Genomic DNA, 25,119 nt, shown 5'->3' with positions numbered 1-25,119 from the left:
GATCCTCCGGCGCCTCGATGCGTTGCGCTCGCGTGAACTGACGCCGGACATCTTGGCTCGACGCAGACTTCGACGCGGCCCGCCTTTCCTCGATCGGCGAGCGCGAAGCAAGCGAGCCGATGCGATCGGCTCGAGGAATAAAAAGCGCTGGCCAGTGAACTGGCCAGCAAAAAGGTCCTGGCGATCCGAGGTTGATGTGTGCCAGAACCACATGCATTGGACGGCGTACGCGGACAAACGGGCGGGCATGTCAAACGACCGGCCCAAAAACCGGGACTCCCCGGCTCGAACCCGCGCAACAATCTGTGATCGCAGTTTAGGCTGAGCTAACGGATGCGATCAGGTCTGCACCGGCGTCCGTCAACCGGAACGCACGGTCGGGCTTCGGTACTTCCCAGGTTGCGATCATCGCGTCAGTCGGCAGATAGTCGGGATCGGCCGACGCGACCCCGGCCCACAGTCCTTGAGACACCTGTCTGCCATGGAGATAAAAGTGCAGCTCCCGGCCAGCGCGCTCGCCCGTACACCGGATTCTCTCCACCGATCGGCCCAGCCCTCTGATCTGTGCGACCTGATTGCGATCCAGCTCGAACATCGCACTCACTACCCCGTCGCAATCGACCATGCCGATCATGTTGCTGTCATCTGTGAACGTCCACGACGGATGCGGCGTGCCCAGGCGCAGCATGAAAAAATCCGCGGATTCCGAACCAACCATCATGTTTCTCCTGCAACGATATGCCGTTCTACTCACTGCAACCTGATCAAGACGCTCGCTCATCCGATCCCGTCTCCTCGCCGTGCGCGGATGATCGAGTGGACGCACGCGAGCGCCATGCAGCGGGCACGCGCAACACCGAAACGCGCCGCGCCCGTCGCTCGCGGAGCATCTACACGCTTGCCTGAGGCGTCGCGGTTTCCGCGGCCGTACTCTCCGAACCGGACAGCCTCACCGCAACCGCGGCGGCCGCCGTGCTTCCGTAGACGTTGAGGGCGGTTCTCCCCATGTCGAAAAAGGCGTCGACGCCCAACAGCAGCAGCACCGCATCGGCCGGCAACCCGATCGACGTGAGAACGATGGTGATCGCGACGATCGCGCCGGACGGCACATTGGCGGCGCCGTCGATGGTGATGATCGTCAGGATCAGGATCGTAATCACCACCGGCCAGGACCAGGCGAGGTGATACGCGTCGGCCAGATAACCGACCGCCAGGGCCGTATAGAGGACCGCGCCGTCGCGATTGAAAATATAGGCGAGCGGCAAGATCGTGGACGCGACGCCGTACGGCACGCCCAATTCGACCAGCTTCTTCAGGTGCAGCGGATAGGTAATTTCGGACGAACGCGTCGTGAAACCCAGGATCAGCGGCTCCTTCACCTTCCTGAGCACGGCGAGAGGCGACTGACCGGCGACGCGAATGACGATGGTGAGGACGACCGCCAGAACCGCCATGCCGAGATAGGCCACGCCCAGCAGCTCGATGAGCGAGTGCGCGCCCGCAAAGCCCTTGGCTGCCAACAGCTGCGCGATCGCGGCGAAGATCGCGAGCGGCGACCATGCGATCACCCACTGGATCATCTTGAACAGCCCCGACAGCAGCGCCTCGAAAACGGCAATCGCCGGCTCGGCGCGCTCCGGCGCAGCCGACAATGCCGCGCCGAAAATGACGCCGAAAACGAGCACCGGCAGAGAGTTCCCCGCGGCAAGCGCGGCGACGATGTTGGCGGGAATCAAATCGACGAGGAATTTCGTCCAGTCGATACTGGATGCGAGCGCGGCGGGCATCGAGCCGGAGTGAACCACGCTCGCCCCGAGACCCGGTCGAAATACGAAGTTGAGCAGCAGGCCGAACGATGCAGCGAGGCCGGTCATCAAAATGAAGAAGCCGATACTCGACAGGGCAACCTTGCCGAGCCGCTCGCGAAGCCGGCCCGCACGAAAGACGCCGACCGTGACCGACAGGAAGATCAGCGGCATGACGACCATCTTGATCGCGTGGCCGAACATCGTGCTGAGAAAGCCCAGCTTCGCGGCAAAGCCCGGCGCAAATACGCCGCAAGCGGCGCCGAGGACAAGGCCGCCAAGCATTTGCATCGGAAGGGAAAGCCCGTTATTTTTCGTGTTCATGCCGTGCCTTTAGCAGTTTGATCCGTGCCGGCGTGCCGTCAACGATGTGATTCCACATATGCTGACGCGCAAGCTCGCCGTCGTTCGCTTCGATTGCGTGAAAGATGTGCAGGTGCTCGATCGTGCCGCGCCGTACGGTTTCCGCGTCGCCACGCGGGAGTTCGTTCAGGGCCAGGGTCTGGGCTCGCAATAGACCATACGCCGATGAGATTCGTACGTTCCGTGCGGCAGCAAACAACTCTTGATGAAACACCCAGCCGATACGTTGCTCGAGCATGATGTCCGCCACGTCTCGATCAACCAGTTCCCGCATTTTTGCTGCCGCGTCGCGAAGGCCGGCCGTGACGCCCGATTTCGCGGCAAGAAACGCCGCGGTACTCTCCAGGGCCAGCCGCATTTCAAAAATTTCACGGAGATCGCTGGTCGTCGGCGACGCGACATAGGTGCCACTCTTTTCAATCACGACGACGAGCCCTTCGGACTCGAGCAAATGCAATGCGCTGCGCACCGGCATCTGGCCGAAACCCAGTTCGTCCGACAGGCCTCGGTGAGATACTTTCTGCCCAGGCGCAAGACGGCCGTCAAAGATCCTCGATCGGATCTCGTCGTAGGCCAGTTCTGCATCTGTCGATACTTTCAACGTCATCTGTGATCGCAGTTAGCGTATGATTCAAAAAAAGAAACAGGTAGGAAATTACCCTTACTGGCCATGCCCGGCAACTGCTAATTTTGCGAGTGGGTATGCCGAAAGAGAATTGGAAGAAAATCCGCGTCACGAAAAGAGCCGATAATTATATGACTTCACCAGATGTGCGCTTTACCATCTGTGCCGTTCACGCGGAAGAAACCTATCCCCTCAGAGCCTCGATCCTGATGGCGGGAGATGAAGAGGGAAGCGCGCTACCCGGAGACCACGCCCCCACGACGATGCACTTTGCCGTTCGCGACGACGACACGATCGTTGCCGTGGCATCGGTGTGCAAAGAAGCACAATCCGGCGTTTCGAACGGAAATGCGTGGCGCCTTCGCGGCATGGCCGTCCATCCGTCGGTACGCGGCCTGGGGTTCGGGCGCCTGCTCGTCAATCTGTCCATTCGCCATGTCCGCGAACAGCGCGGCACCCTGCTCTGGTGCACGGCGCGCGAATCGGCCTACCCATTCTATGAAGCGCTCGGCTTCGATCGCGATCCGAAACCGATTTCAATGCATGGCCGCGACGACATGAAGTTCTATCTGATGCAGCGCCAGATCGAATACTGAGTTTCGTCTGCGACTGATGTTCGATCGTAATCGGGGGCCGATGTCAGGCGTTGACTGCCGGCCCGGAAATACCGTGACATCCGGAAAGCCCGCTTGCGGCTAATACGACAGCCATTCAACAATCGCCTTCTCCGTTTCGATTATTGCAATCAACGAACAAATGGAACGGTTATAAAGGGCGAACCTCGGCGGCCGATTTTGGCCGGCGCTGGGTAATCAACGCGACGCGTCAACCGTCGTCTTCGTCTCAGTTCTTATAAGGGAAATCCCGTAGCCGCCCGGCCGTCAGACGAGATTAACTTATATCAAACAAATTTTGACGGGAATTTATGTTCCTGATATGGTTTTTACGCTTGCAAAGTGCGGCCAGGCTGTATTGGCACACGTCGCCGGCGTCTGAACCGGACGCTTGGTGAGTCCGCAAGGATGGCCGAAGCGACAACGGAGCAAGGCAAATTGTAAGGACCACGAAGTGAGCGAATGCGACATGCCGATTGGGCGAACATGACGCCGGCCGTCGCGACCGAGACGACGCGCGGGCCGTGCGCCGCCACCTGCATTCGAATACGACACAAGCCGTTCCAACCATCCCCGAAACCACTCCTGACAGTGAAATGCAGATGAACAACAAAAAAATCAACATCAGCGTTATCGCTGTTGCCGCCTTCGCAGCATCGTCGGCAGCAATGGCACAGTCGTCGGTCACCCTGTATGGCATGCTCGATGCGGGCATCGGCTATACGTCGAACATCAACGGCCACAGCAGGTACGGCCTCGATGGCGGCGCTTCAGGTTCGAACAAGTGGGGCCTCAGGGGGCAGGAGGATCTCGGTGGCGGCCTTCAGGCGATCTTCAAGATCGAGAACGGTTTCAGCATCGGGACGGGCGGCATCGGCGGCCAGGGGCCGATCGGTAACACGCGTTCGCTGTTCAACCGCCAGGCTTACGTGGGTCTCGCGTCCAATCAGTACGGCGCGTTGCGCATGGGGCGCCAGCTCGACGCCGTGACGGAAATGGTTCAGGTCCTGACGGGTGACGCCATTTCGGCGTCGACCTTCTCGACGCCGGGCGACGTCGACAACAACGACAACACGACGAACCAGAACAACGCGGTGAAGTACATTTCGCCGATCATCCACGGCTTCCAGGCTGAAGCCGCGTACTCGTTCGGCGGCGTGGCCGGTGCAACGGGTTCGGGGCAATCGTGGTCGGCGGCCGCGACCTACGCGCAAGGCGGCCTGACGGTCGCCGGCGGCTACTTTCGTGCGGCCAACCAGGGCGAGAACGGCTGGGTGAACGCCACCGCCCAACCGAGTTTCGGCGGCGCGCTGGGCTATCCGAGTTCGGGCTACAACGGCGGCAATGCGTTCAAGAGCGCGGGCATCGCGCAAGTCGCCGCGCAATACGAGGTGGGTCCGTACACGGCCGGCCTGCGCTATTCGAACGCGCAGTACAAGGGCAACGACGGCCAGCCGTCGATCCACTTCAACGTGCTGGGCGCGCTGCTGCAGTACCGCGTCACGCCGGCGCTGTCGTTGGCCACGGGTTACACGTATGTGTACGGTTCCGCCGCCACGCCCACGCAAGCCGCCGAAGGTCGCACGATGGCCTCGATCAACCAGGTGTCGCTGGGTGCGACCTACTCGCTGTCGAAGAGTACCGCGCTCTACGCGATGGGCGCCTACGTGCACGCCAAGGGCGCGCAGGCTTCGGCTGCCGACTTCGGCAACACCTCGTCGGGCGGCAACCAGGTTCAGGTCAACATCGGCATGTTCCACGGCTTCTGATCGCCGCTCGCAATGCCGGAGGAGTGGCGGCACGACTCCGGCGTCGTACCGCCCGCTCCGACCGGCGAGCCTAGCCGCCCTCCTGGCTCGCCATGCCTTCCATCCACGCTTCGAACGCGGACACGGCCGCATCGTCGGCGCGATCGGCGTTCGTCACCAGCATGTAGTCGTCGGCACGCCATACAGGCGATGCAATCGGACACACGAGGCGCCCTTCGGCAAGATCGCGCCCGATCAGCGGCAGCGATGCCAGCGCCACGCCGAGACCCTCGATCGCCGCGCCGAGCTGAAGATTCACGTGATCGAATTCGACATGGCGCGCGGCCCGCAGATCGGACGCCCCCGCTTCCTTCAACCAGTGCGACCACGCGGAGCGCGTCGTGGCCGAATGCAGCAGCGTGTGATGACGCAGGTCGGTCACGCTCTGGATCGGATGCTGGCGCAGCAATGCGGGATTGCAGGCCGGCACGCGCGGGTCGGGCATCAACGGGCGCGACACGACGCCCGCGCCTTGCTCGGGACCGGAACGAACACCGATATCGAAAGCGTCGGCGACGTAGCGCAGCTTGCGCGAGGTCGTCGACACCCTGACGTCGATGTCGGGATACCGCGAATGGAAATCGGCGAGCCGCGGCAGCAGCCAGCACAGCGCAAAACTCATCGGCACGTTCACCCGCACGACGCCCGATATCCGGTGCGCGAACGGGTTGTGGCGCAGCCGCACCACCGCGGTGCCGAGGCGCTCGAACGCGTGGCTGACGTCGTTCAGCAACGCGGCCCCTTCGTCGGTCAGCACCACGCCACGGGGACGGCGATCGAACAACGGCAGGCCGAACCAGTCTTCCAGCAACCTGATCTGTTTTCCGACGGCCCAGTGGGTGACGTGCAGTTCCGCCGCGGCACCGGCGAAGCTGCCGTACCGCGCGACCGCATCGAAAGCGCGCAGCGCATTGAGCGGGGGCAACTCGTCCCGGGGCTTCGCAGCATCTCGGCTTTCGTTCATGACGTGACTTTTTCTCTCTGTTGACGGGATTTTAGCTCAATTGAAATGGCGGGCATCCCGGTCATAAAATTTGCCCATCGAGCCTGAAAACCGCACCGCGAGCGACTTCCACCCACCGCTCGTACGGAGAGAATGACAATGCGCTTGCCCGTTTTTTCCCCTCCCGTCGCGCAGGAGACTGCGCCATCGCGGCCACGCGTGCTGTGGCTATCCTGCATCGCGCACGCGCTGCACGATGGCTATACCGACATGATCTACGCGCTGCTTCCCGTGTGGCAGTCGGAATTCGGGCTCGACTTTGCGGCCCTGGCTATCCTGCGCGGCGTCTATGCCGGCACGATGGCGACGCTGCAGTTGTCCGCCGGGCGTCTCGCACAACGTCTGGGCAGCCGCGCAACGCTTGCGATCGGTACACTGCTCGCCGCGCTCGGCTACGCGATCGCGGGCATGTCGGGTGGGCTGCTCGGGTTGGGCGTCGCGCTGGCGATCTCGGGCGGCGGATCCAGCACGCAGCATCCGATCGCGTCGGGCGCCGTCTCCCGCGTCTATGGTCGCGACGCGAGAGGCCCGCTGAGCATCTACAACTTTTCCGGCGACCTCGGGAAATCCGCGCTGCCGGCCGCCATTTCGCTGCTCGTGACCATGATGCCGTGGCGGCATGCGCTGTCGGTCGTCGCCGCACTGGGTTGCGTCGTCGCCGCCGTCATCGCGCTCTGGTTTCCCGTCGTGCCGCGCGGCGCCGCGAAGACGACCGCGAAAGAGCAAGCGTCCGCGCAACGCAGTGGCACGCACAGAAGCGGATTCTCCGCGCTGTTTTCCATCGGCGTGCTCGATACGGCCGTACGCATGGGACTGCTTACCTTTCTGCCTTTCCTGCTGAAGGCGAAGGGCGTCTCGCCGCAACTGCTGGGAACGGCCCTGGCACTCGTTTTCATCGGCGGCGCGGCCGGCAAGTTCATGTGCGGCTGGCTCGGCGCGCGCATGGGGACGGTGCGGACGGTGCTGCTCACGGAGGGCGGTACGGCTGCGTGCATCGTCGCGGTGATATATCTGCCGTTGGCGCTTACCATGGTGCTGCTGCCGATTCTGGGCATGATGCTCAACGGCACGTCGTCGGTGCTGTACGGAACCGTCCCGGAGATGTCCGCGCCCGAGCGCACCGAGCGCGCATTCGCGATTTTCTATACCGGGACGATCGCGTCGGGCGCGATATCGCCCGTTCTCTACGGCTTCCTGGGCGACAGGATCGGTGTGCACGGCGCCACGTATGCGACCGCGTTGACCGCGCTGGCGATTTTTCCGCTCGCGCTTGCACTGCGCCCGCATCTGGCAGATGACTCGACAGGACGAACACCATGACGAAATCCGACTACCCGAGCGTTGCCCTCGTCGGTCCGGGCGCAATCGGAACGACCGTCGCCGCGGCCCTTCACGAAGCCGGCCGCACGCCGGTGCTCTGCGGCCGCTCGGCGCACGAGCAGTTGACGCTGCGCTTCGATGGCGGCGAGATCGTCGTGCCGGGGCCCGTGCTGACCGATCCGCGAGCGGTCGAGGAAACGGTCGATCTCGTGTTCGTCGCGGTCAAGGCCACACAGATCGCGAGCGCCGCACCGTGGGTCTCCGCGCTATGCGATGCGCATACCGTCGTCTGCGTGCTGCAAAACGGCGTCGAGCAGAAAGCCGCCTTCGCCCCGTATGCGGCCGGCGCCGCGATCGTGCCGTCGGTCGTCTGGTTTCCCGCGCAACGCGAATCGGACACGTCGGTGTGGCTGCGAAGCACGCCTCGGCTCACGCTGCCCGATACGCCGGCGAGCAACGTGGTGGTCTCGGCGTTGCGCGGCACGCGATGCTCGCCCGAGGTGGCGGAGGATTTCATCTCGCTCGCGTGGCGAAAGCTGTTGCAGAACGCGGTGGCGGGACTCATGGTGCTGACCGGTCGCCGCGCCGGCATGTTCGTGCGTAGCGACATCACCGAACTGTCGCTCGCCTACTTGAACGAATGTCTCGCGGTCGCGCGGGCGGAGGGCGCGCAGCTCGGCGATGAAGTGCCGCGGGAGATCGTCGATGGATTCCACGGCTTTCCGCCCGATCTGGGGACGTCGATTCTTGCCGACCGGCAAGGCAACCGCCCGCTCGAATGGGACTGCCGGAATGGCGTCGTGCAGCGATACGGACGAACGCACGGCATTCCGACGCCGATCAGCGATCTGGTCGTGCCGCTTCTCGCGGCGGCGAGCGACGGGCCGGGTTAATAGAGGAATGCTTTATTCCGCCTGACCAGTGTGAATCCGCGCCTAGACGACTCCGGTGAGCAATGCCACGGCTGCCTGTCCGCTCGCTGATTCCGGCTCGCTGCGATGGAGATTACGCCGTGTTCTGCCGAGCTACCGCAAGCAGGGTTTGATATTCGTCAGCGCGCGGGCAACATACTCGTCCTTCTCCCCGACCGGCGCGACGTAGTGCAGCGCGCTGCGCACGATCCTGTCTCCAGTCAGTCGACGCATCTTGCCAGATTGCCGTCACGAACGGCTCTGCTCCGCCGACGACTCAGTGTCATGGCCGGCAAGCCGCCTGCCCTTCTCGCCGTTACATGCGCACGCAACCATCGTCGGCTCTACCGGCGTCACTCCAATCATGCAGCCGTACCTGCTGGCATAAAACGTTCATATAGAACCCCGCGCCAACAGCGCCGCCGCTAAACGTATGACAAAAGAGCTTGCTCCCGCTCGGCACGAAGCAATCGCCTCCACCACCCGCCCTGCGCGCTCCGAAAGGACATCAATCCCGGTAAGGATTTACCGATCGAACAAAAAGTTACCGTTCGTTTCAAAGATGTCCAAATAGTAGGCCGAAGCGTCGCTATTCTTCCGTCACCCACAATAACGATCCCACTGGGGGTGACATATGAACAACATCATCAAGAGCGCCCTTTGCGCCGCCTTCGTACCGTTCGTCCTCGCCGGATGCGGCGGCGGCGACGACGGTGGCGGCACCCAGACCGGTACGCTGCACGTCGCGATGACGGATGCGCCATCGTGCGGCTTCGACCACGTGTACATCACCGTTTCGCAAGTCCGCGTCAACGCGAACGCGAACGCCGCCGACAACGACGCCGGCTGGTCGACCGTCTCCCTCGCGACGCCGCAGAAGATCGACCTGCTGTCGCTGACCAACGGCGTGCTCGCCGATCTCGGCCAGACCGCGCTGCCCGCCGGCCAGTATCAGCAAGTCCGGCTGGTGCTCGCGCAGAATCAAGGCAACACCCTCGCGAACTCGGTCGTCCCGACCGGCGGCGCGGAACAGGCGCTCGCCACGCCGAGCGCGACGCAAAGCGGCTACAAGATCATCCAGCCGTTCACGGTCCAGCCCAACACGCTCGTCGATCTCGTGCTCGACTTCAACGCATGCAAGTCGATCGTCCAGCGCGGCAACGGCTCGTATGCGCTGAAACCCGTCGTCACCGCGGTCCCGACCGTCGTGAGCGGCGCGATCTCCGGTTACGTCGCCTCGGCCGAAGCCGGCGCGACCGTCTATGCGGAACAAGGCGGCAAGGTCGTCCGCGGCACGGTGGCCGACAGCTCCGGCAAGTTCGTGCTGTCGCCGCTGATCCAGAGCTCGACGCAGGGCAACTACGACGTCGTGATCGTGCAGAACAACTTCGCGTCGGGCATCGTCCGCGCGGTGCCGGTGGTCGTGAACACGACCACGGCAGTGTCGGCGTCGACCGCACCGATCACGCTGCCGGCCTCCACGATGAGCACCGTCAGCGGTACGGTGACGGCAAGCGCGAACGCCTTCGTGCGCGCGCTGCAGACGATCGATGCGAACGCCTACGAGATCACGGCGATCAACGCGAACATGGACACCGGCGCCTATGCGCTGTCCGTGCCCGCCGCGGCGCCGATCGTCGGCACCTACTCGGGTTCGCTGCCGGTTTCGCTGGCCGCGGCGCCGGCCGCCGCCGGGCAATATACGATCGAGGCCGACGCGGCATCGGGGGCGACCCAATCGGCAAACGTCAACGCAACGACCAGTCAGTCCAACGTCAACTTCAGTTTCTGACGCGCTGACGGCATCATCGAAAGGGCCGCACGGCCCTTTCCCACCAACGGGAGAACGAAGTGAAAAAACGGGTTATCGCATTGCTCGCAGCGGCGAGCCTGGTCGGCGCGCTCAGCGGGTGCGTCGCCTATGTTCCTGGCCCACCGGTCGTGGTCGCGCCGCAAGGCGGGCCGGGGAATGGATTCTGTCCGCCCGGACAGGCCAAGAAAGGCAACTGTTGACGAAATGCCCGCGCATCGCGGGCATTTTTTTCATCCGTCGAACGCGCCAGACGGTTCAACGACCTTCCCGCTCTCCGCGTCGTCACTCCGCCATCTTCGGCGGCCACGCATGGCCTTCCGCCTGACAGTTCCGGCACCACGCATACAGCGCGTCGTACATCACCAGACCATGCTCGAGCATGGCGTGATCGTCGGCAAACATGTCCGACAGGCCGAGCGAAATCGCATAAAGCCCGCTCGACTGCGGCGTCAGGTCGAGCCGCGACGTATCCGCGCCGCGAATGATCCGGGCCATGTGCTGCAGCGCCCGATCGTCGGCCAGACCATACTTGTCGAGAAACGCGTCGAAGCTGCATTGCTCGCCGACGTGCGTCAATTCCACCCCCGGAACGTCGTACGGGATCGCCCCGGTCTCGTCGGCGATTCGCAGCACGTCGTCCGGCGGGACGTACAGAAATTCGGGCGTCTCGTCGATAAAACGGGCAATGAGCCAGGGACACGCCACCCGGTCGATTTTCGGACGTTGTCGCGTTATCCATTGCATGGCGGCCTCCACGATCAGTGATGCAACAGCGGGTACACGATCAGGCCGATCACGGCGGCCCCGCCCACGACCACCGGCTCCGACAGCTTCTTGAACCTGACCAGCAGCACGATCGCCGCGAGCGCCATCAACGCGGTGGGCACATCGACGATCGAACGTCGAGCCAGCACGATCACCGACCCGGTGATCGCGCCGACGGCCGCGGCCGTCACGCCGTCGACGAATGCCAGGATCGCCGGCAGCCGGCCGTACTTCTTGAAATACGGGGCCGGCAACACCGTGAACAGATAGCACGGCAGGAACGTGCCGGCTGCCGCCACGCATGCGCCGGGCAGCCCCGCCACCAGGTAGCCGATGAAGCCGACCGTGATGACGACCGGGCCCGGCGTGATCATCGCGACGGCCACGGCGTCGACGAATTGCTTCTCGTTGAGCCAATGGTGCTCGGTGACCACGCCGCCATAGAGGAACGGCACGATCGCGAGCCCCGAGCCGAACACGAACGCGCCGGCTTTCGCAAAGAAAACGCCGAGTTGCGCGAGCTGCGGCCAGTCGACGATACCGAGCCACGCGCCGGTGGCGGAGACGGGCAACGCCACGGCCGCATTGACGCGCCGCTCGCGTAACCACCTGGGCGGCGAGCGCGTGAACCAGACGAGCAGGCCGGCCGCGAGAAACAGCCACGCCACTTCCGATTCGGTGATCACCGTCACGGTAACCAGCGTCAGATAGACCGCCCACAGCAGCTTGTCGTGACCGATGCTTTTCGCGGTCAGCTTGCGCGCGCTGATCGCGATGATGCCGATCACCGCCGCGCCGACGCCGTAGAACACCGACTGCATCCACGTCAGGCCGCCGAATCGCGTGTACGCGTAGCCGAGCACCACCACCATCAGAAACGACGGCAGCACGAACGCGATCCCGACCAGCGTGGCGCCGACGATGCGGTAATGCACGTAGCCGAGATAGATCGCCAGTTGCGCGGCGAGCGGGCCCGGCGCGAGCTGCGCGAGCGCCAGGCCTTCCTTGTAGTCCGCGTCCGCGATCCATCGGCGCGTATCCACGAGATCCCGATGCATGTAGCCGGCGAGCGCAACCGGCCCGCCGAAGCCCGTCGCGCCGAGCCGCGCGAAGTACAGGATCAGTTGCCACAGCGTATAGGCCGGGCGGTCGCGATGTGTATTCATGTCGAGGCGGGCAGAAAGGTCAGGGTTTGCGATTGCCGCGGAAATGCACGTACAACGAATCGAGTACCGCGCCGATCTCCATCAGCAATGCATCGTCATCGGCAAGACGCTTGCGGGCGCCCGCGAGAATGGCCTCGAATCCGCCGGCTTCCGGCACGGTGGCGCCGCCCACGTCCAGCGCATGCACCATGGCCCCCAACCGGACGAGTCCGTCGTTGTCGTCGAGTCCAAAGCTCGCGACCAGCACCTCGAACGACACGCGATCGCCCACGTGCGTGAACGGCGCGCCGTCGAAATCGAAGCCGAGTGCATCGGCCGGACAATCGGCGAGGTTCTCCAGCCACACGAAGCGCGCATGCGGATCGATGAAACGCCGAATCAGCCACGCGCTGGCGACGCGATCCACCCACAGGTGACGGCGCGTCGCCCACAACCGGCCCTGGTACTGCGCAGGGTCGCGGCGTGGAATGCCGCGCTGGGCAGCCTGCGGCTCGCCGGGGGAGCGCAACGCTTCGATCGCGGCGGTGAAATCCCGCCATTGCGCATCCGCGCGCAGCGAGGTTTCGCCGGGAAAGAAATCGATGCCTCGAATGGCCTCGTACGTGCGGGCGTGGCGACGTTGCAGGCGATTGAGATCGGCTGCCGCCAGATCGGGCAGCGTCTTGCGGGCCTCCGACAGCTCGGCGAGCCAGTCCGCGTAATCGCCCGTGCGGTCGAACAGCGACTTGTACGCGCTTTCGTCCGCGGGATCGTCCGCCCGGACGTCCAGCAGCCATGCGTGCCCTTCGCCGTTCCGCGCGTCGTCGGCCAGCTCGCGCAACTGCGCCGCCTGTTCGGCATGCGCCGGCAACAGGTAGGCACCGTCCCGCAGCGCGCCGCAGCCGAGCGCCTTGACGGTACGCCAGATGCGCATGCGGGCAGTCGCGCCGGAGGTCGGCAGACTGACGATCAACAGCAGCCAGGAAGTCGGGACGGGATTCATGACGGCAGCATAATGGGCCGTCACGAGCACTGCAATTCAGTAGATATCGCTACAACGTTTCGGTAGCGGGCAGTTCCGCTCGGTGCTCGGCCGGTGGCGCAGGAAGGCAAAATAATGGCCGTCGACAACGCCCGCGCCATCCGGCTCGACATCTCGACGAAATGGACAGAACGTCCGGTATCACGTGAATGCCGAAGTCGCGCGCGACGACATCCGAACGTGCGCGTCACGCCTTCATCGGGCGCGCCCCACCGAAACCCGGTACGCGCTCAACCCCGCACGACATCGTTACGATATCCTGCGAATCGAGCGGTTCAACGCATAAACTGAAAGCACGCCACGGCGAACGCCGGTCGCTTCATCGCACGCTTTCGCCGACACCGTTCCGCATGCCGCTGGACGGCAAACGCAGTCCCACCCACGAAACCGCTCCAATGACAATCGATCCCGGCTCCATTCCTTACTATCTCGTCCTTCGGGCCGGCAGGCCACCCTATGTGTTGAATTCGGATCGGCAAGTGCTCCGCCGCGAGGCGAGTCCGCTATTGCTGGCGTTCGCGCGCACGCGCGGCGCGATCGCGCATGTCGACGACAGCGCGTGGAACGTCTTCTCCGACAGCGAGGGGCTCACGGTCGTCGAACGTCGCGAGACCGGGTTCTTTTCGCTGGTCGCGGGCAACGAGACCGAACGTCAGTTGCATTTGCTGACGACGCTCTGACGTCGTCCCAGGAACCACGCATCGCACGGCGCGACGTCCATGCCGGCACGTGATCGGCCGCCGCCGCGTGCTTGCGCCCACCCGGAATAAATCGACCGCTCGGCAAACGATGCGCGTATGATGAGTCCATCCGCGCGATCAGCCGTCCTTTGACCGTTCGCCCCTCCACCCGCCCGCTTGCTGCATCGCCCCTCCTTCGCGCTGCAACGTTGTCCCCTTCACCCACCGGCCCGCCCTGCAACGGGAACACTGGCCGGATGTGTTCGCCCATGCGACTCGTCGTGGCCGAACGCCAGGAGTTCGTCATGAGCATGCACGTCTATCGTGGATTCGAGATTTATCCACTGATTTACCCTCACGTGTCGGCGCCGCACGGCTGCCCGCACAACTACGACGCCGGGTTCGACGCGGCAGTCAAGATTTGCCTGCGCGGCACCAACGATACGCTGACGCAGAGCCAGACTTTCAGATTGCGCGACACGTCCCCGTTCGACAACGCCGGTGACGCCCGTCGTGCGTCGGTGCGCTATGCCGAGAACATCATCGACGACAATCGCGGCACACAGGGGTTCTTTTCCAGCGCGGGCTGATGTGCGCTCGTCGACGCAACGCAATTTTTCGGTATTTTGGAGGGCGAAATGATCATCGACGAACTGCTCGGCCTGATCAGACGACATGAAGTCACCCGGCTCGACACCGTCGTGCCCGCCGGAATCGCCGATTCGGCAATGTGCCATCAGCCGGAGTTGCACATGTTCATGGCGGTACGTGCGCTATCGATCGGAGCAGGCTATTCGGAATTCGAATCCGACGGGATAGCGAGCGCCGTCATGACACGGCTCGGCTAGCTTTCCGTTCCAACCTTTCCCGACAGGATCTACATGACGACAATCACGCTGAAGCTGAACGAACCGATCGATGTCGCGCTGCGGCGATTCCGGCGCGACATCGAGAAAACCGGGCTGATTCGCGAGTTGCGCGCTCGCACCGGTTATGAGAAGCCCACGACCGAGCGCAAGCGGAAGAAAGCCAGCGCCGTCGCCCGACAGCGCTTGCAGGCGAAGCGCCTGTTGCCGCCCCGGAAAATGTACTAGGAGCCCACCGTGTACAACATCCCGGCCGAGGCGCCGCCGTTCTTCCCGCTGACGAAATGCGAAGTCGATTTCGATCAGCGGAACGACATGGTGACATTGTTGCCGAGCTTCTATGCGTTCGGGTGCGAGTACACCAGCCGCGGGTTTCTGATCGCGCGCAGCGATGCGTTCAAGCTGATTGCCGCGCTCGAGAAGGCGCTCAGCGTTCAGGGGTGAGCCGACACCGACGCGATCGCACGTAGCGCCAACCGCGACACGGCCATACCCGACGTCCCGGTGATAAGCTCGGCATCGACGCGCCGTCGCGCCTCCCGTCACCCGACCGACCCACCGCCTCCCGCGAGTCCGCCCATGCCCATCGCTCCTGCTGTCGTCTCCGCCTTCACGCCCACCGGCAAGCTCCGCGCATCGATCAACCTCGGCAACCCGATCCTCGCGAACCGCGACCCGGCAACGGGCGAACCGTTCGGCGTATCGATCGACCTCGCCCGTGCATTCGCCGAGCGCCTGTCGGCCGACCTGGAACTCGTGGTGTTCGACGCCGCCGGCAAATCGGTGCAGGCGCTGACCGACGAGCGCGCCGATTTCGGCTTCTTCGCGGTCGATCCGCTGCGCGGCGAAACGGTCGCGTTCACCGCGCCGTACGTGCTGATCGAAGGCTTCTATCTCGTGCCCGACGCATCGCCGATCCGCACCAACGCGGACGTCGACCAGCCGCACAACCGCGTGACCGTCGGCAAGGGCAGCGCGTACGACCTGTTCCTCACCCGCGAACTGAAGGCCGCGCAGATCGTGCGCGCGCCGACGTCGCAGGCCGTCGTGCCGACGTTCGTCGAGCAGCAACTGGAAGTGGCGGCCGGCGTGAAGCAGCAGCTCGAAGCCGACGCCGCGAAAACGCCCGGCCTGCGCCTGCTCGACGAGCGCTTCATGGTGATCCGGCAGGCGATGGGCGTGCCGAAGAGCCGCGGCGACGCGGCCGCCGCGGCACTGAGCGCCTTCGTCGAGGAAATGAAGGCGTCGGGCTTCGTCGCCGATTCGCTGCGCCGGCACGGCATCACGGGTGCATCGGTCGCGCCGGCAGGCTGATCGGCAAGCGCGCGCCGCCGCGGCTGCGCATCAGACCCGGCGACGCGGGACGTGCGCCACCCCACCCCCGCGGTACTCGAATAGCGGCAGGTCACGCATCCGGCGAACCGTCGTCTCGGGGATTTGATTTGCCGGCCGCGTTCATCGAGCGGATCGTCATCCTGACGACTTGAGCGACGCTGCGCGCGGCAGCGCGAGCGCGTCGTCGAGTGGCCCGAACGAACGGATCGGCCCGTCGCCATCGAGCGCGCGCATGTGATCGTCGAGCGGCGGACCGCGGCGATGATCGAACGTCTGTCGTCGCATGACAAACCGTTACCCTTGTGCGAAAATCCGCCGGCATTGGGGTCTACCCATTGTCACTGCAGCAGCGGACCGTCTCGTCGAATCGGCAGAATTTGCTCGCCGAATGACCGAAGAGAAAACCGATATTCGCTGCGCGTAAAAACGACCGCTCCGCGCGGTCGACCCAAGCACGATCGAAACCCCTGCAGCCTGACGAGAGCATGGCAACCATGAGCATCCCGATGCTGAGAGCCCGGCAGAACGCCCTTAAACATGCTCACTGTTTACCTCAATTAGCACTTCCACGCGCGCCCTGCTCCAGTGTCGTTCGACATCGGGTCCCGAACGCGAAGGCTCACCTCAGATGGCCATGACTGCGTAGCGCGGCCGCCGCGCGCGCTTGCTGCCAGCCGTGCGCGCGTCGAGTCCCGCGGTTCGATGTTGACTCCTGGGGAGCGCAGCACGCATGGCGCTCCCGTTCCTCCGCCGTGCCCGACTCGTGCCGCCGTCGTGTCCATCGGCCTGTCGGCGGCACGCGCGCCATCCGCGCGCCCCGCGAGGATCCGTTCGCGCATCGCCGTCGCGCAAGCCGCGCGCGGCCGCGCCCGAAGACGAAGTGACGACGTGGGCGGGGTCGCCCACATGCTGATGACAAGGATGACGCCCCGATGCGTGTGCTGATAGTCGAAGATGATCCCGTCCATGCGAAAGCCGCCGCGCGCGTCGTGGCGCCGCTCGGACACGAAGTGGTTGAAGTGCGTGACGGCGAGTCGGCGCAGCGGCTGTTGCGCGCGGAGCCGTTCGACCTGGTGATCCTGGACTGGCTGCTGCCCGCGATGAGCGGCTTCGAAGTGCTGTACTGGATTCGCCGCACGCTCGGCACGTCGCCGGTCGTGCTGTTCGTGACGAGCAAGACGCTCGAGGACGACATCGTGCTGGCGATGGACGCCGGCGCCGACGACTACATCGCGAAGCCGTTCCGCGTCGCCGAACTCGCGAGCCGGGTGAACGCGCTGCTGAAGCGCTCGGCGCGCGAGACCGACCGCCTCGGCCTGATCCGCGCGGGCGACTACGTGCTGAATCCGCGCGAGCGCACGATCCTGTTGCGCGGCGAGCCGATCAGGCTCACCCCGAAGGAATTCGACCTCGCGGAACTCTTCTTCGGCAACCTCGGCAAGCTGCTGTCGCGCAAGCTGGTGTGCATGAGCACGTGGGGGCGCGAGCTCGATCCGGAGTCCCGCACGCTCGATACCCACATCTACCGGATACGGCAAAAGCTCGCGCTCGGGCCGGAGAACGGCTTGCGCCTGAGTTCCGTCTACACGCACGGCTATCGCCTCGAAGCCGTGCCGTCGGGCCGCGATCACGCGAGCGCGTCGGCGCACCACCGTCCGCTCGTGCAGCCTGCGTCGCCGCCGCCGCTCGCGGCCGCAGGGCTCGAGTGTGAATGAGGCCACCGTCGACGCCTGCGTTCGAACGATGAGTCACGTCCGATGCTGACCGACGACGCGCGTATTCCCGACGGCTTCATCCGCGAATGCATCGTGATGGGTGCGTTCGTGCTGCTGCTGTGCGTGGCGCTGACGACGTCCGGCGTGCTGCGTCGCGCCGACCTGTTCTTCTTCGACGTCGTGCAGCCGCTGCTGCAGCGGCCGTCGCCGCAGAAGATCGTGCTGATCGCGATCGACGGCGCGAGCGCGAAGGCGCTCGGCGGCTGGCCGGTCAAGCGCGCCGATTATGCGACGCTGATCGACCGGCTGACCGCGGCCGGCGCGGCCGCCATCGGGCTCGACGTCGCGATCACGCATCCGGGCAGAATCCTGCCTGCCGGTGACGCGTGGCTGGCGAGCGCGATCGAGCGCAACGGCCGCGTGGTGCTGCCGGTCGTGGTGGCCGACGACGACGGGGACGGGTTGCCGAACGTGGTGCCGCCGCTCGAGCCGATCGCGCGCGGCGCATTCGCGATCGCCCAGGTCAACGCCGCGCCGAACGCGGACGGTGTGTCACGCAGCTTCTATCTGCGCGAGGGGCCGCCGACCATCGACTACGAGCACATGAGCGCATCGCTGCTCCGGGCGAGCGGCGTGCCGTTCGACGAGTGCGACGAGCCGCCGGCACGTCATGCGATTCGCTGGACCAGCGCATGCCGCCGCTACGTGCCGGTCGGTTCCGCCCCGTCGTATCGCACGGTCTCCTTCGTCGACGCGCTCGAAGGCCGCGTCGATCCCGGCTTGTTCAAGAACGCGATCGTACTCGTCGGCCCGACCGCGAGCACCGCGGACACGCAGTTCGTCACGCCGGGCCGCGAGCCGCCGTCGCGCGCGGGCGTCGAGTTCGTCGCGCAAGCCACTTACGCACTCGCCAGCGGGTCGCTCGTGCGCAGCGCATCGTGGACCGCCCAGCTGCTGTTCAGCCTGTCCGTGCTGCCGTGGCTTTGTGCCGCACTGTGCGCGCTCGGCCCGCGCGCCGCGCTGCTCGCGTCCACGGCCATCGCGCTCGCGGCATGCGCCACGTCGCTGCTGGTGCTCCAGACCGCGCAACTGTTCTGCTTTCCGGCCACCGCGGTGACCGCGTGCGTGCTGGCGTACGCGCTCAGCGCGTGGCGGCGGCAGGAAACGTTGCTGCGCTATCTGACCCGTGAAGCCGAGCGCGCGATCGCAGACCCGTACCTGCCGGGCGACACGCCCGCTCACACGAACGCGATCGATCCGTTCCGCCGGCGGGTGATCGTGATGACCGCGATGATCGCGCGACTGCGGCGCTCCGCGCACCTGATTTCCGAATGGATCAACAGCCTGCCGGAAGCCACGCTGCTCGCGTCCGCCTCGGGTGCCGTGATGCTCGCGAACCGTCTGGCGCTCGACCTGTACGGGACCGATGCGGCGCAGCGCGGTTCGCGGCCGCCGGCCGCCGGCCGCCATGCGGCCCACGTGCTGCGCGACATGACCGCCTCGAACGACGCGGCCCGATACGTGCAGCGCGCGCTGCGTACGCTGGCCGAGCGCAACGGCGGCGCGAACGCACGCGAACCGTCCGCGCCGATGGACGGCCTCGAGATCGTCGACGCGAGGCAGCGCTCGCTGCTGGTGAAATGCGCGATCGTGCCCGCGCACGAAGCGAGCGACGCGATGCTGATCTTTCACGTCGCCGACGTCACGCCGATGCGCGCGGCCGAACGCCAGCGCGATACCGCGCTGCGCTTCCTGTCGCATGACATGCGTTCGCCGCAGGCCGCGATACTCGCGCTGATCGAGCAGCGCCGGGAAGCGCCGGCCGAGTTGCCCGAAGCGCAGTTCACCGATCTCGTCGGTCATTACGCGCGCAAGACGCTCACGCTCGCCGACCAGTTCCTGCTGCTCGCACGCGCGCAGGCCCGCTCGCCGAAAGCGACGGAGGTCGATCTCGCGCCGCTGCTCGGCGACGCGGCCGACGACCTGTGGGCGCATGCGAGCGCGAAGCGGATCAGGATCCGGTTGATCGCGGAACCGGGGATGCTCGTCGTCGCCGATGCGCTGCTGCTGCGTCGCGCATTCGCGAACCTGATCGACAATGCGATCCGGTTCAGCCCGGACGGTGCAACCGTGACCGTCACTGCCGGCGAAAGCGACGCACGCTGGCGCGTGTCGGTCGCCGATACCGGGGTCGGCATCCCGGAACATCAATTGCCGAACCTGTTCACCGAGTTTTTCCGCCTCGACACGAGCGGCGCGACCGCCGGGCATGGCCTCGGGCTCGCGTTCGTCAAGCAGGTGGTCGACGCGCTGGGCGGAGAAATTCACGTCGACAGCGCCGTCGGACACGGGTCCGTGTTCACGCTGCTGCTGCCTCGACACACCGCGCCGCGCGATCGTTGAAATCCGGCGCACGGCGCCGCGAACCGCGCGCACCGCAATACTTCCCGATTCCGTCGCCGGCTCGAAAGCGCCTCCGCAAGGTCGCCGCGCTACGCCGCAGAATTTCCATTTCATCGATTTAAAAGACTTACGGTTTTTTGCGTATGCAGACGGTTATCAAAATGCGCACCAAAGCGCATTAATTTTGTTGCGAAAAACCATCGAAACCGGCCGAAAACCATAGCTCGACCACCTGTCGACATGTCGCCAAGCCGCGTCTACCGGGCGCGCGTGCACGCCCGTTTTCTTTGTTCACATTTCGCTCACAATTATTCAGATTTACTCCCTCTCGCCCCGGAATACCTTTCCCTTATTCTACGGATCAGCGGGTTCTTGCCCGTTTCGATTAATCGAATTTGCCCTTGGAAAAGGCATAAAAATTGGCTCGGCTTAATTGATTATTTTCGCCCGCCGAACGAAATCGATTGATCGAAATCGTCTTATCGCAAGACTCGTTTCCCGATAAATACAGTTTTCATACGGCTCGACAGGCATTCCGCACACCCCGGTATTCCGGGTTGGCCCGGTGCGTGAATGGCGCGCGCCGCTTACCGGCAGAAATCCATGAATAGAACTTACCGCACTGTGTGGAACGCGGCACGCGGCGCAATCGTCGCGGTGTCCGAACTCGATCGGGCGAACGGCAAGGGGAAAGCCGGAACCGGAGCCGACGCGCGCGGCACCGGCACGTCGGTCGCGCTGAAGTCGCTGACGCTTGCCGTGCTCGGCAGCGTGGCGATGTGGTCGGGCGGCGCGGCGGCGCAGGTGGCCGTTTCCGGGACGAATTGCGCCGGTACGGCGACCGCGAACACGAACAACGGCATTGCGATCGGCTGTAACGCGAACGCCGCGACGACCAGCGGGGGAATCGCGATCGGCGCGAACGTCACGGCGAGCGGCGTCAACGGCACGGCCGTCGGGATCTTTTCGCAGGCGACGGCGCAGGGCGCATCGGCGTTCGGTACGTCGGCGTCCGCGGGCGGTGTCAATTCGGCCGCGATCGGCCCCGGGGCAAAGGCGTCGGCCGCGGGTGCGGCCGGTCTCGGACCATTCGCGAACGCGAGCGGCGGCGCGAGCCTCGCGGCAGGGAACGCATCCTTTTCGTCCGGCAGTGCGTCGGTCGCTCTGGGTAGTGCAGCGAGCGCGACCGGCGACGTGTCGGTCGCGCTGGGCAACCAGACCACCGCCGCCGCACAAGGCGCCGTCGTGATCGGCAATCAGGCCGCGGCGACGACGGCGGCGGCGGCCGGCGTCGCGGTCGGCAGCGGCGCGCTGGTCAGCGGCACGTCGAGCATCGCGATGGGGGTAAATAGCGGCGCGAGCGGCGCGACGTCGATCGCGATCGGCTGGGGCGGCACGGCCGGTGTGCCCGGCTCGGGTACCCAGTCGCTCGGCACGAGCTCGATCGCGATGGGCTCGAACACGAAGGCTGGCGCCGATCGGGCGATGGCATTTGGCTTGAACGCCAATGCGTCGGGCGTCGGGTCGATCGCAACGGGCGTGCAGTCGACCGCGACGCAGCAGTTCGCGGTCGCGCTCGGCAATCTCGCGCTCGGCAGCGGCGTATCCGCGACCGCACTGGGCGCTGGCGCGACGGCGTCGGCCACGAATGCGACGGCGGTCGGCATCAACAGCGTCGCGGCGGCGACGTCCACCATCGCGATCGGCGATTCCAACTCGGTCGCCGCAGCCGCGGGTGCGGGCTCGATCGCCGGCGGCAACAACTCGAAGGTGCTGGGCGGCATCGGCGCCGTCGCGCTCGGCTTCGGCCAGACGGTGAGCGGCAACGGCGCGGTCGCGATCGGCGATCCGAGCACCGCGATCGGCACCGGCGCGGTCACGATGGGGTCGAACAACACCGCGAACGGCGACGGCGCGGTGGCGATCGGCAATACCAACAACGCGCAGGGCACGGGTTCGCTCGCGCTCGGCAATACGTCGACGGCGGCGGCGGCAGGGGCCGTCGCGTTCGGCGCATCGGCCGTGGCCAACAACGCAAACGATGTCGCGCTCGGCTCCGGGTCGGTGACGGCCGCACCGAACCCGACGGCCAGCGCGGTCATCGGCGGCGTCACGTACAACTTCAACGGCATCAACCCGACCAGCGTCGTCAGCGTCGGCAACGCGGGCACCGAGCGCCAGATCACCAACGTCGCGGCCGGGCGGATCAGTTCGGCGAGCACGGACGCGATCAACGGCTCGCAGCTCGCCGCGACGAATACGGCGCTCGATTCGCTGTCGACGTCGACCGCGTCGAGCATCACGTCGTTGTCGACGGGCGTTTCGTCGTTGTCCACCTCGACGTCGACCGGAATCAGTTCGTTGTCCACCGGCCTCAGTTCGACCAACAGTGCGGTGACGTCGCTGTCCACGTCCACGTCGACCGGCATCGGCTCGCTGTCCACCGGCCTGAGTTCCACCAACAGCACGATCACGTCGCTGTCCACGTCCACGTCGACCGGTATCGGCTCGTTGTCCACCGGCCTCAGTTCGACCAATAGCTCGGTGACGTCGCTGTCCACGTCGACGTCCACGGTCGTCGGCTCGCTGTCCACCGGCCTGAGTTCCACCAACAGCACGGTCACGTCGCTGTCCACGTCGACGTCGACCGCCGTCGGCTCGTTGTCGACCGGCCTGAGTTCGACCACCAGCTCGATCACGTCACTGTCCACGTCGACCTCGACGATCGTCGGCTCGCTGTCCACCGGCCTGAGTTCCACCAACAGCACGATCACGTCGCTGTCCACGTCGACCTCGACGATCGTCGGCTCGCTGTCCACCGGCCTGAGTTCCACCAACAGCACGATCACGTCGCTGTCCACGTCGACCTCGACGATCGTCGGCTCGCTGTCCACCGGCATCGGGTCGCTGTCGACCGGTATCGGCTCGCTGTCGACGGGGCTGAGCACGACGAACAGCAACGTGACGTCGCTGTCGACCGCCACGTCCACCAGCATCGGTTCGTTGTCGACCGGTTTGAGTTCGACCAACAGCTCGATCACGTCGCTGTCGACCGGCCTGTCGAGCACGGACAGCAACCTGACCTCGCTGTCGACCGCCACGTCGACGGGCATGGGTTCGCTGTCGACCGGCCTCAGCTCGATCGCGAGCAACAACACGAACCTCGGCAACAGCACGGCCGGCGCGATCGGCGGCGGCGCCACCTACGATCCGACCACCGGCACGATCTCGTCACCGTCGTACGTGACGTACAACAGCGACGGCTCGACGACGATCAACAACAACGTCGGTTCGGCGATCGACAACATCAACGCGAACGGCATCAAGTACTTCCACGCGAATTCGACCGCGCCGGACAGCCAGGCGCTCGGGCTGGACAGCGTCGCGATCGGCCCGAACGCGATCTCGCGTGTGGACGGCAGCATCGCGCTCGGCTCGGGTTCGGTGGCCGATCGCGCGACGGTGCCGGCGTCGGGGATCATCCGCAACGGCAGTGCGTCGATTCCGTTCGACACGACCGACCAGACGTTGCTCGGCGCGGTATCGGTGGGCGATGCGACGAACAAGACGTACCGCCAGATCACCAACGTCGCGGACGGCACCGGGCAACAGGATGCGGTGACGGTGCGCCAGCTCACCGGCGCGCTGCAGTCGTTCGCGGTCACGGGCCAGAAGTACTTCCACGCGAATTCGACGGCGGCGGATTCGCTCGCGGCCGGCGCGGAATCGGTCGCGGTCGGGCCGACGACGGTCGTCAACGGCGACAACGGCGTGGGCATCGGCAACGGCGCGATCGTCGATCAGACCGCGCCGGGCGGCGTGGCGATCGGCCAGGCGGCGAGTTCCGCACAGGCCGACGCGATCGCACTGGGTAGCGGCGCGACGGCGACCGGCGCGCAGTCCGTCGCGCAAGGTGCGAATGCAGTGGCGGTCAGCGTGGGCAGCGTCGCGCTCGGCTCGGGTGCGCGCAGCACGGCGACCGATGCACTCGCGCTCGGCGCCGGTGCATCGGCCACGTTCGCGAACAGCGTCGCGCTGGGCGCCGGTTCGCTGACCACGGTCGGCGCACTGACGAACTACGTTGCATACGGCCTGAGCAGCCCGCAATCGTCGGCCGGCGAAATCAACATCGGCAATCGCCAGATCACCGGCCTTGCCGCCGGCAAGAACGGCACCGACGCGGTGAACGTGTCGCAACTCGATTCGGTCGCGAACCAGTTGACGACGCTGATCGACCAGCGCACGACCAACCTCGGCGGGTCGTACACGTCGAATCCGTCCGGCGGCAACGTGCCGCCGGGCGCGAGCGGTTCGAATTCGTCGGCGGGCGGCTCGGGTTCGGTCGCGTCCGGCTCGAACAGCACGGCGGTCGGCAACGGCTCGACGGCGGCCGGCAACGGCTCGACGGCGATCGGCGTCGGCTCGACCGCGGCGGGCAACAATTCGACCGCGATCGGCACGGGCAGCAACGACGGCGGCCGCTCGAACGTGGTCGCGGTCGGCTCGGCGGATTCCGCGCGGCAGGTCGTGAACGTCGCGGCCGGCACGCAGGGTACCGATGCGGTGAACGTGAACCAGCTCAACGCAAGCGTAGGCACCGCGGTGTCGCAGGCGAACAGCTACACGGACGGCCAGGTCGCGGGCCTGCGCAACAGCCTCGACAGCTATCGCCGCGACGCGGACGGCGGCACCGCGACGGCGATGGCCGTCGCCGGTCTGCCGCAACCGTCCGGCCCCGGCAAGAGCATGGTCGCGATCGCGGGCAGCGTGTACCGTGGCCAGTCGGGCCAGGCGCTCGGCATCTCGACCATTTCCGAGAACAACCACTGGATCTACAAGGCGGCCGTGTCGACCAACACGCGCGGCACGTACGGCGCCGTGGTCGGCGCCGGCTATCAGTGGTAGG

The 25,119-nt window shown here is 65.5% G+C and carries 22 protein-coding genes and 1 pseudogene; 14 read left to right on the top strand and 9 right to left on the bottom strand.

The annotated features are described in order from the left end of the window. Window positions 1–316: 316 nt before the first annotated feature. The 3 genes from HWX14_RS24205 to HWX14_RS24195 form a co-directional block, all read right to left on the bottom strand. Entirely contained in the window at window positions 317–721 is a 405-nt protein-coding gene (locus HWX14_RS24205; protein ID WP_175884895.1) for a hypothetical protein, read from the bottom strand. Window positions 722–890: 169 nt separating this feature from the next. Continuing rightward, window positions 891–2,129 (bottom strand): dicarboxylate/amino acid:cation symporter, encoded by a 1,239-nt coding sequence (locus tag HWX14_RS24200; RefSeq protein ID WP_175884894.1) that lies wholly within the window; start codon window positions 2,127–2,129, stop codon window positions 891–893. Beyond that, window positions 2,113–2,775 (bottom strand): GntR family transcriptional regulator, encoded by a 663-nt coding sequence (locus tag HWX14_RS24195; RefSeq protein WP_175884893.1) that lies wholly within the window; start codon window positions 2,773–2,775, stop codon window positions 2,113–2,115. Before HWX14_RS24195 ends, HWX14_RS24200 begins: the two co-directional genes overlap by 17 nt. A 149-nt stretch (window positions 2,776–2,924) precedes the next feature. Here HWX14_RS24195 and HWX14_RS24190 point away from each other — a divergent pair, with 149 nt between their 5' ends. Both HWX14_RS24190 and HWX14_RS24185 read left to right on the top strand, forming a co-directional pair. Then, window positions 2,925–3,389, top strand: a complete 465-nt coding sequence (locus HWX14_RS24190; protein WP_175885556.1) for a GNAT family N-acetyltransferase — start codon at window positions 2,925–2,927, stop codon at window positions 3,387–3,389. Between the two features lie 620 nt (window positions 3,390–4,009). Next, complete coding sequence (locus HWX14_RS24185) at window positions 4,010–5,176, top strand: porin (RefSeq protein ID WP_175884892.1); 1,167 nt, start codon at window positions 4,010–4,012, stop codon at window positions 5,174–5,176. Between the two features lie 70 nt (window positions 5,177–5,246). Here the strand turns inward: HWX14_RS24185 and gcvA are convergent, their stop codons facing one another. Then, window positions 5,247–6,179 carry a transcriptional regulator GcvA gene (gene gcvA, locus HWX14_RS24180; protein ID WP_175884891.1) on the bottom strand — a complete coding sequence of 311 codons (933 nt, stop codon included), beginning with the start codon at window positions 6,177–6,179 and terminating at the stop codon, window positions 5,247–5,249. 138 nt (window positions 6,180–6,317) lie between these two features. Here gcvA and HWX14_RS24175 point away from each other — a divergent pair, with 138 nt between their 5' ends. Beyond that, window positions 6,318–7,538, top strand: coding sequence for an MFS transporter (locus HWX14_RS24175; RefSeq protein ID WP_175884890.1), 1,221 nt, complete (start codon window positions 6,318–6,320; stop codon window positions 7,536–7,538). Beyond that, a complete protein-coding gene (locus tag HWX14_RS24170) occupies window positions 7,535–8,431 on the top strand; it encodes an oxidoreductase (protein ID WP_175884889.1) in 897 nt (298 codons plus the stop codon). Before HWX14_RS24175 ends, HWX14_RS24170 begins: the two co-directional genes overlap by 4 nt. 132 nt (window positions 8,432–8,563) lie before the next feature. On the opposite strand, the pseudogene HWX14_RS36595 reads toward HWX14_RS24170, so the two are convergent. Then, a pseudogene (locus HWX14_RS36595) lies at window positions 8,564–8,653 on the bottom strand (AraC family transcriptional regulator); the annotation flags it as partial. A 430-nt stretch (window positions 8,654–9,083) separates the two neighbouring features. On the opposite strand from HWX14_RS36595, the gene HWX14_RS24165 reads away from it, so the two are divergent. Beyond that, complete coding sequence (locus tag HWX14_RS24165; protein ID WP_175884888.1) at window positions 9,084–10,241, top strand: DUF4382 domain-containing protein; 1,158 nt, start codon at window positions 9,084–9,086, stop codon at window positions 10,239–10,241. A gap of 303 nt (window positions 10,242–10,544) precedes the next feature. On the opposite strand, the gene HWX14_RS24160 is transcribed toward HWX14_RS24165, so the two are convergent. Genes HWX14_RS24160 through HWX14_RS24150 form a run of 3 tightly spaced genes read right to left on the bottom strand, consistent with a single transcriptional unit; the run spans window position 10,545 to window position 13,175 of the window. Continuing rightward, window positions 10,545–11,006 carry a chromate resistance protein ChrB domain-containing protein gene (locus tag HWX14_RS24160; protein ID WP_175884887.1) on the bottom strand — a complete coding sequence of 154 codons (462 nt, stop codon included), beginning with the start codon at window positions 11,004–11,006 and terminating at the stop codon, window positions 10,545–10,547. A gap of 14 nt (window positions 11,007–11,020) precedes the next feature. Then, a complete protein-coding gene (locus HWX14_RS24155) occupies window positions 11,021–12,193 on the bottom strand; it encodes a chromate transporter (RefSeq protein WP_175884886.1) in 1,173 nt (390 codons plus the stop codon). 19 nt (window positions 12,194–12,212) lie between these two features. Further along, a complete protein-coding gene (locus tag HWX14_RS24150; protein ID WP_175884885.1) occupies window positions 12,213–13,175 on the bottom strand; it encodes a chromate resistance protein ChrB domain-containing protein in 963 nt (320 codons plus the stop codon). Between the two features lie 434 nt (window positions 13,176–13,609). Here HWX14_RS24150 and HWX14_RS24145 point away from each other — a divergent pair, with 434 nt between their 5' ends. From HWX14_RS24145 to HWX14_RS24120, 6 genes are all read left to right on the top strand, one after another. Then, window positions 13,610–13,894 carry a hypothetical protein gene (locus tag HWX14_RS24145; protein ID WP_175885555.1) on the top strand — a complete coding sequence of 95 codons (285 nt, stop codon included), beginning with the start codon at window positions 13,610–13,612 and terminating at the stop codon, window positions 13,892–13,894. Window positions 13,895–14,199: 305 nt separating this feature from the next. Further along, complete coding sequence (locus HWX14_RS24140; protein ID WP_175884884.1) at window positions 14,200–14,484, top strand: hypothetical protein; 285 nt, start codon at window positions 14,200–14,202, stop codon at window positions 14,482–14,484. Between the two features lie 48 nt (window positions 14,485–14,532). Then, window positions 14,533–14,742 (top strand): hypothetical protein, encoded by a 210-nt coding sequence (locus HWX14_RS24135; RefSeq protein WP_175884883.1) that lies wholly within the window; start codon window positions 14,533–14,535, stop codon window positions 14,740–14,742. A 33-nt stretch (window positions 14,743–14,775) separates the two neighbouring features. Beyond that, the gene (gene rpsU / locus HWX14_RS24130; RefSeq protein WP_011549147.1) at window positions 14,776–14,988 is read left to right on the top strand and encodes a 30S ribosomal protein S21; all 213 of its coding nucleotides are present in this window, start codon (window positions 14,776–14,778) and stop codon (window positions 14,986–14,988) included. Window positions 14,989–14,997: 9 nt separating this feature from the next. Then, on the top strand, window positions 14,998–15,204 hold the full coding sequence (locus tag HWX14_RS24125; protein ID WP_175884882.1) for a hypothetical protein: 207 nt from the start codon (window positions 14,998–15,000) through the stop codon (window positions 15,202–15,204). A gap of 135 nt (window positions 15,205–15,339) precedes the next feature. Then, window positions 15,340–16,074: an ABC transporter substrate-binding protein gene (locus tag HWX14_RS24120; protein WP_175884881.1), complete on the top strand. Its 735-nt coding sequence runs from the start codon at window positions 15,340–15,342 to the stop codon at window positions 16,072–16,074. A 156-nt stretch (window positions 16,075–16,230) separates the two neighbouring features. Here HWX14_RS24120 and HWX14_RS24115 read toward each other — a convergent pair whose 3' ends face one another. After that, entirely contained in the window at window positions 16,231–16,380 is a 150-nt protein-coding gene (locus HWX14_RS24115; protein ID WP_175884880.1) for a hypothetical protein, read from the bottom strand. A 647-nt stretch (window positions 16,381–17,027) separates the two neighbouring features. Here HWX14_RS24115 and HWX14_RS24110 point away from each other — a divergent pair. The 3 genes from HWX14_RS24110 (at window position 17,028) to HWX14_RS36800 (ending at window position 25,118) form a co-directional block, all read left to right on the top strand. Then, complete coding sequence (locus tag HWX14_RS24110) at window positions 17,028–17,810, top strand: response regulator transcription factor (RefSeq protein WP_175884879.1); 783 nt, start codon at window positions 17,028–17,030, stop codon at window positions 17,808–17,810. 42 nt (window positions 17,811–17,852) lie between these two features. Beyond that, window positions 17,853–20,213: a CHASE2 domain-containing protein gene (locus tag HWX14_RS24105; protein ID WP_175884878.1), complete on the top strand. Its 2,361-nt coding sequence runs from the start codon at window positions 17,853–17,855 to the stop codon at window positions 20,211–20,213. A 603-nt stretch (window positions 20,214–20,816) separates the two neighbouring features. After that, a complete protein-coding gene (locus HWX14_RS36800) occupies window positions 20,817–25,118 on the top strand; it encodes a YadA-like family protein (protein ID WP_175884877.1) in 4,302 nt (1,433 codons plus the stop codon). Window position 25,119: the final 1 nt, after the last annotated feature.

The sequence above is a fragment of the Burkholderia sp. BCC0044 genome, from assembly GCF_902832955.1.
Taxonomy (GTDB): domain Bacteria; phylum Pseudomonadota; class Gammaproteobacteria; order Burkholderiales; family Burkholderiaceae; genus Burkholderia.
This window is presented reverse-complemented; position numbering and strand designations above follow the sequence as displayed.

Bases quoted from the DNA above. Each gene is read 5' to 3' on its own strand.
- HWX14_RS24120 (WP_175884881.1), top strand. From the start codon at position 15,340: ATGCCCATCGCTCCTGCTGTCGTCTCCGCCTTCACGCCCACCGGCAAG.
- HWX14_RS24145 (WP_175885555.1), top strand. From the start codon at position 13,610: ATGACAATCGATCCCGGCTCCATTCCTTACTATCTCGTCCTTCGGGCC.
- HWX14_RS24140 (WP_175884884.1), top strand. From the start codon at position 14,200: ATGAGCATGCACGTCTATCGTGGATTCGAGATTTATCCACTGATTTAC.
- HWX14_RS24150 (WP_175884885.1), bottom strand. From the start codon at position 13,175: ATGAATCCCGTCCCGACTTCCTGGCTGCTGTTGATCGTCAGTCTGCCG.
- HWX14_RS24205 (WP_175884895.1), bottom strand. From the start codon at position 721: ATGATGGTTGGTTCGGAATCCGCGGATTTTTTCATGCTGCGCCTGGGC.
- HWX14_RS24175 (WP_175884890.1), top strand. From the start codon at position 6,318: ATGCGCTTGCCCGTTTTTTCCCCTCCCGTCGCGCAGGAGACTGCGCCA.
- HWX14_RS24185 (WP_175884892.1), top strand. From the start codon at position 4,010: ATGAACAACAAAAAAATCAACATCAGCGTTATCGCTGTTGCCGCCTTC.
- HWX14_RS24160 (WP_175884887.1), bottom strand. From the start codon at position 11,006: ATGCAATGGATAACGCGACAACGTCCGAAAATCGACCGGGTGGCGTGT.
- HWX14_RS24155 (WP_175884886.1), bottom strand. From the start codon at position 12,193: ATGAATACACATCGCGACCGCCCGGCCTATACGCTGTGGCAACTGATC.
- HWX14_RS24165 (WP_175884888.1), top strand. From the start codon at position 9,084: ATGAACAACATCATCAAGAGCGCCCTTTGCGCCGCCTTCGTACCGTTC.
- HWX14_RS24170 (WP_175884889.1), top strand. From the start codon at position 7,535: ATGACGAAATCCGACTACCCGAGCGTTGCCCTCGTCGGTCCGGGCGCA.
- HWX14_RS24110 (WP_175884879.1), top strand. From the start codon at position 17,028: ATGCGTGTGCTGATAGTCGAAGATGATCCCGTCCATGCGAAAGCCGCC.
- HWX14_RS24105 (WP_175884878.1), top strand. From the start codon at position 17,853: ATGCTGACCGACGACGCGCGTATTCCCGACGGCTTCATCCGCGAATGC.
- gcvA (WP_175884891.1), bottom strand. From the start codon at position 6,179: ATGAACGAAAGCCGAGATGCTGCGAAGCCCCGGGACGAGTTGCCCCCG.
- HWX14_RS36800 (WP_175884877.1), top strand. From the start codon at position 20,817: ATGAATAGAACTTACCGCACTGTGTGGAACGCGGCACGCGGCGCAATC.
- rpsU (WP_011549147.1), top strand. From the start codon at position 14,776: ATGACGACAATCACGCTGAAGCTGAACGAACCGATCGATGTCGCGCTG.
- HWX14_RS24195 (WP_175884893.1), bottom strand. From the start codon at position 2,775: ATGACGTTGAAAGTATCGACAGATGCAGAACTGGCCTACGACGAGATC.
- HWX14_RS24135 (WP_175884883.1), top strand. From the start codon at position 14,533: ATGATCATCGACGAACTGCTCGGCCTGATCAGACGACATGAAGTCACC.
- HWX14_RS24115 (WP_175884880.1), bottom strand. From the start codon at position 16,380: ATGCGACGACAGACGTTCGATCATCGCCGCGGTCCGCCGCTCGACGAT.
- HWX14_RS24200 (WP_175884894.1), bottom strand. From the start codon at position 2,129: ATGAACACGAAAAATAACGGGCTTTCCCTTCCGATGCAAATGCTTGGC.
- HWX14_RS24190 (WP_175885556.1), top strand. From the start codon at position 2,925: ATGACTTCACCAGATGTGCGCTTTACCATCTGTGCCGTTCACGCGGAA.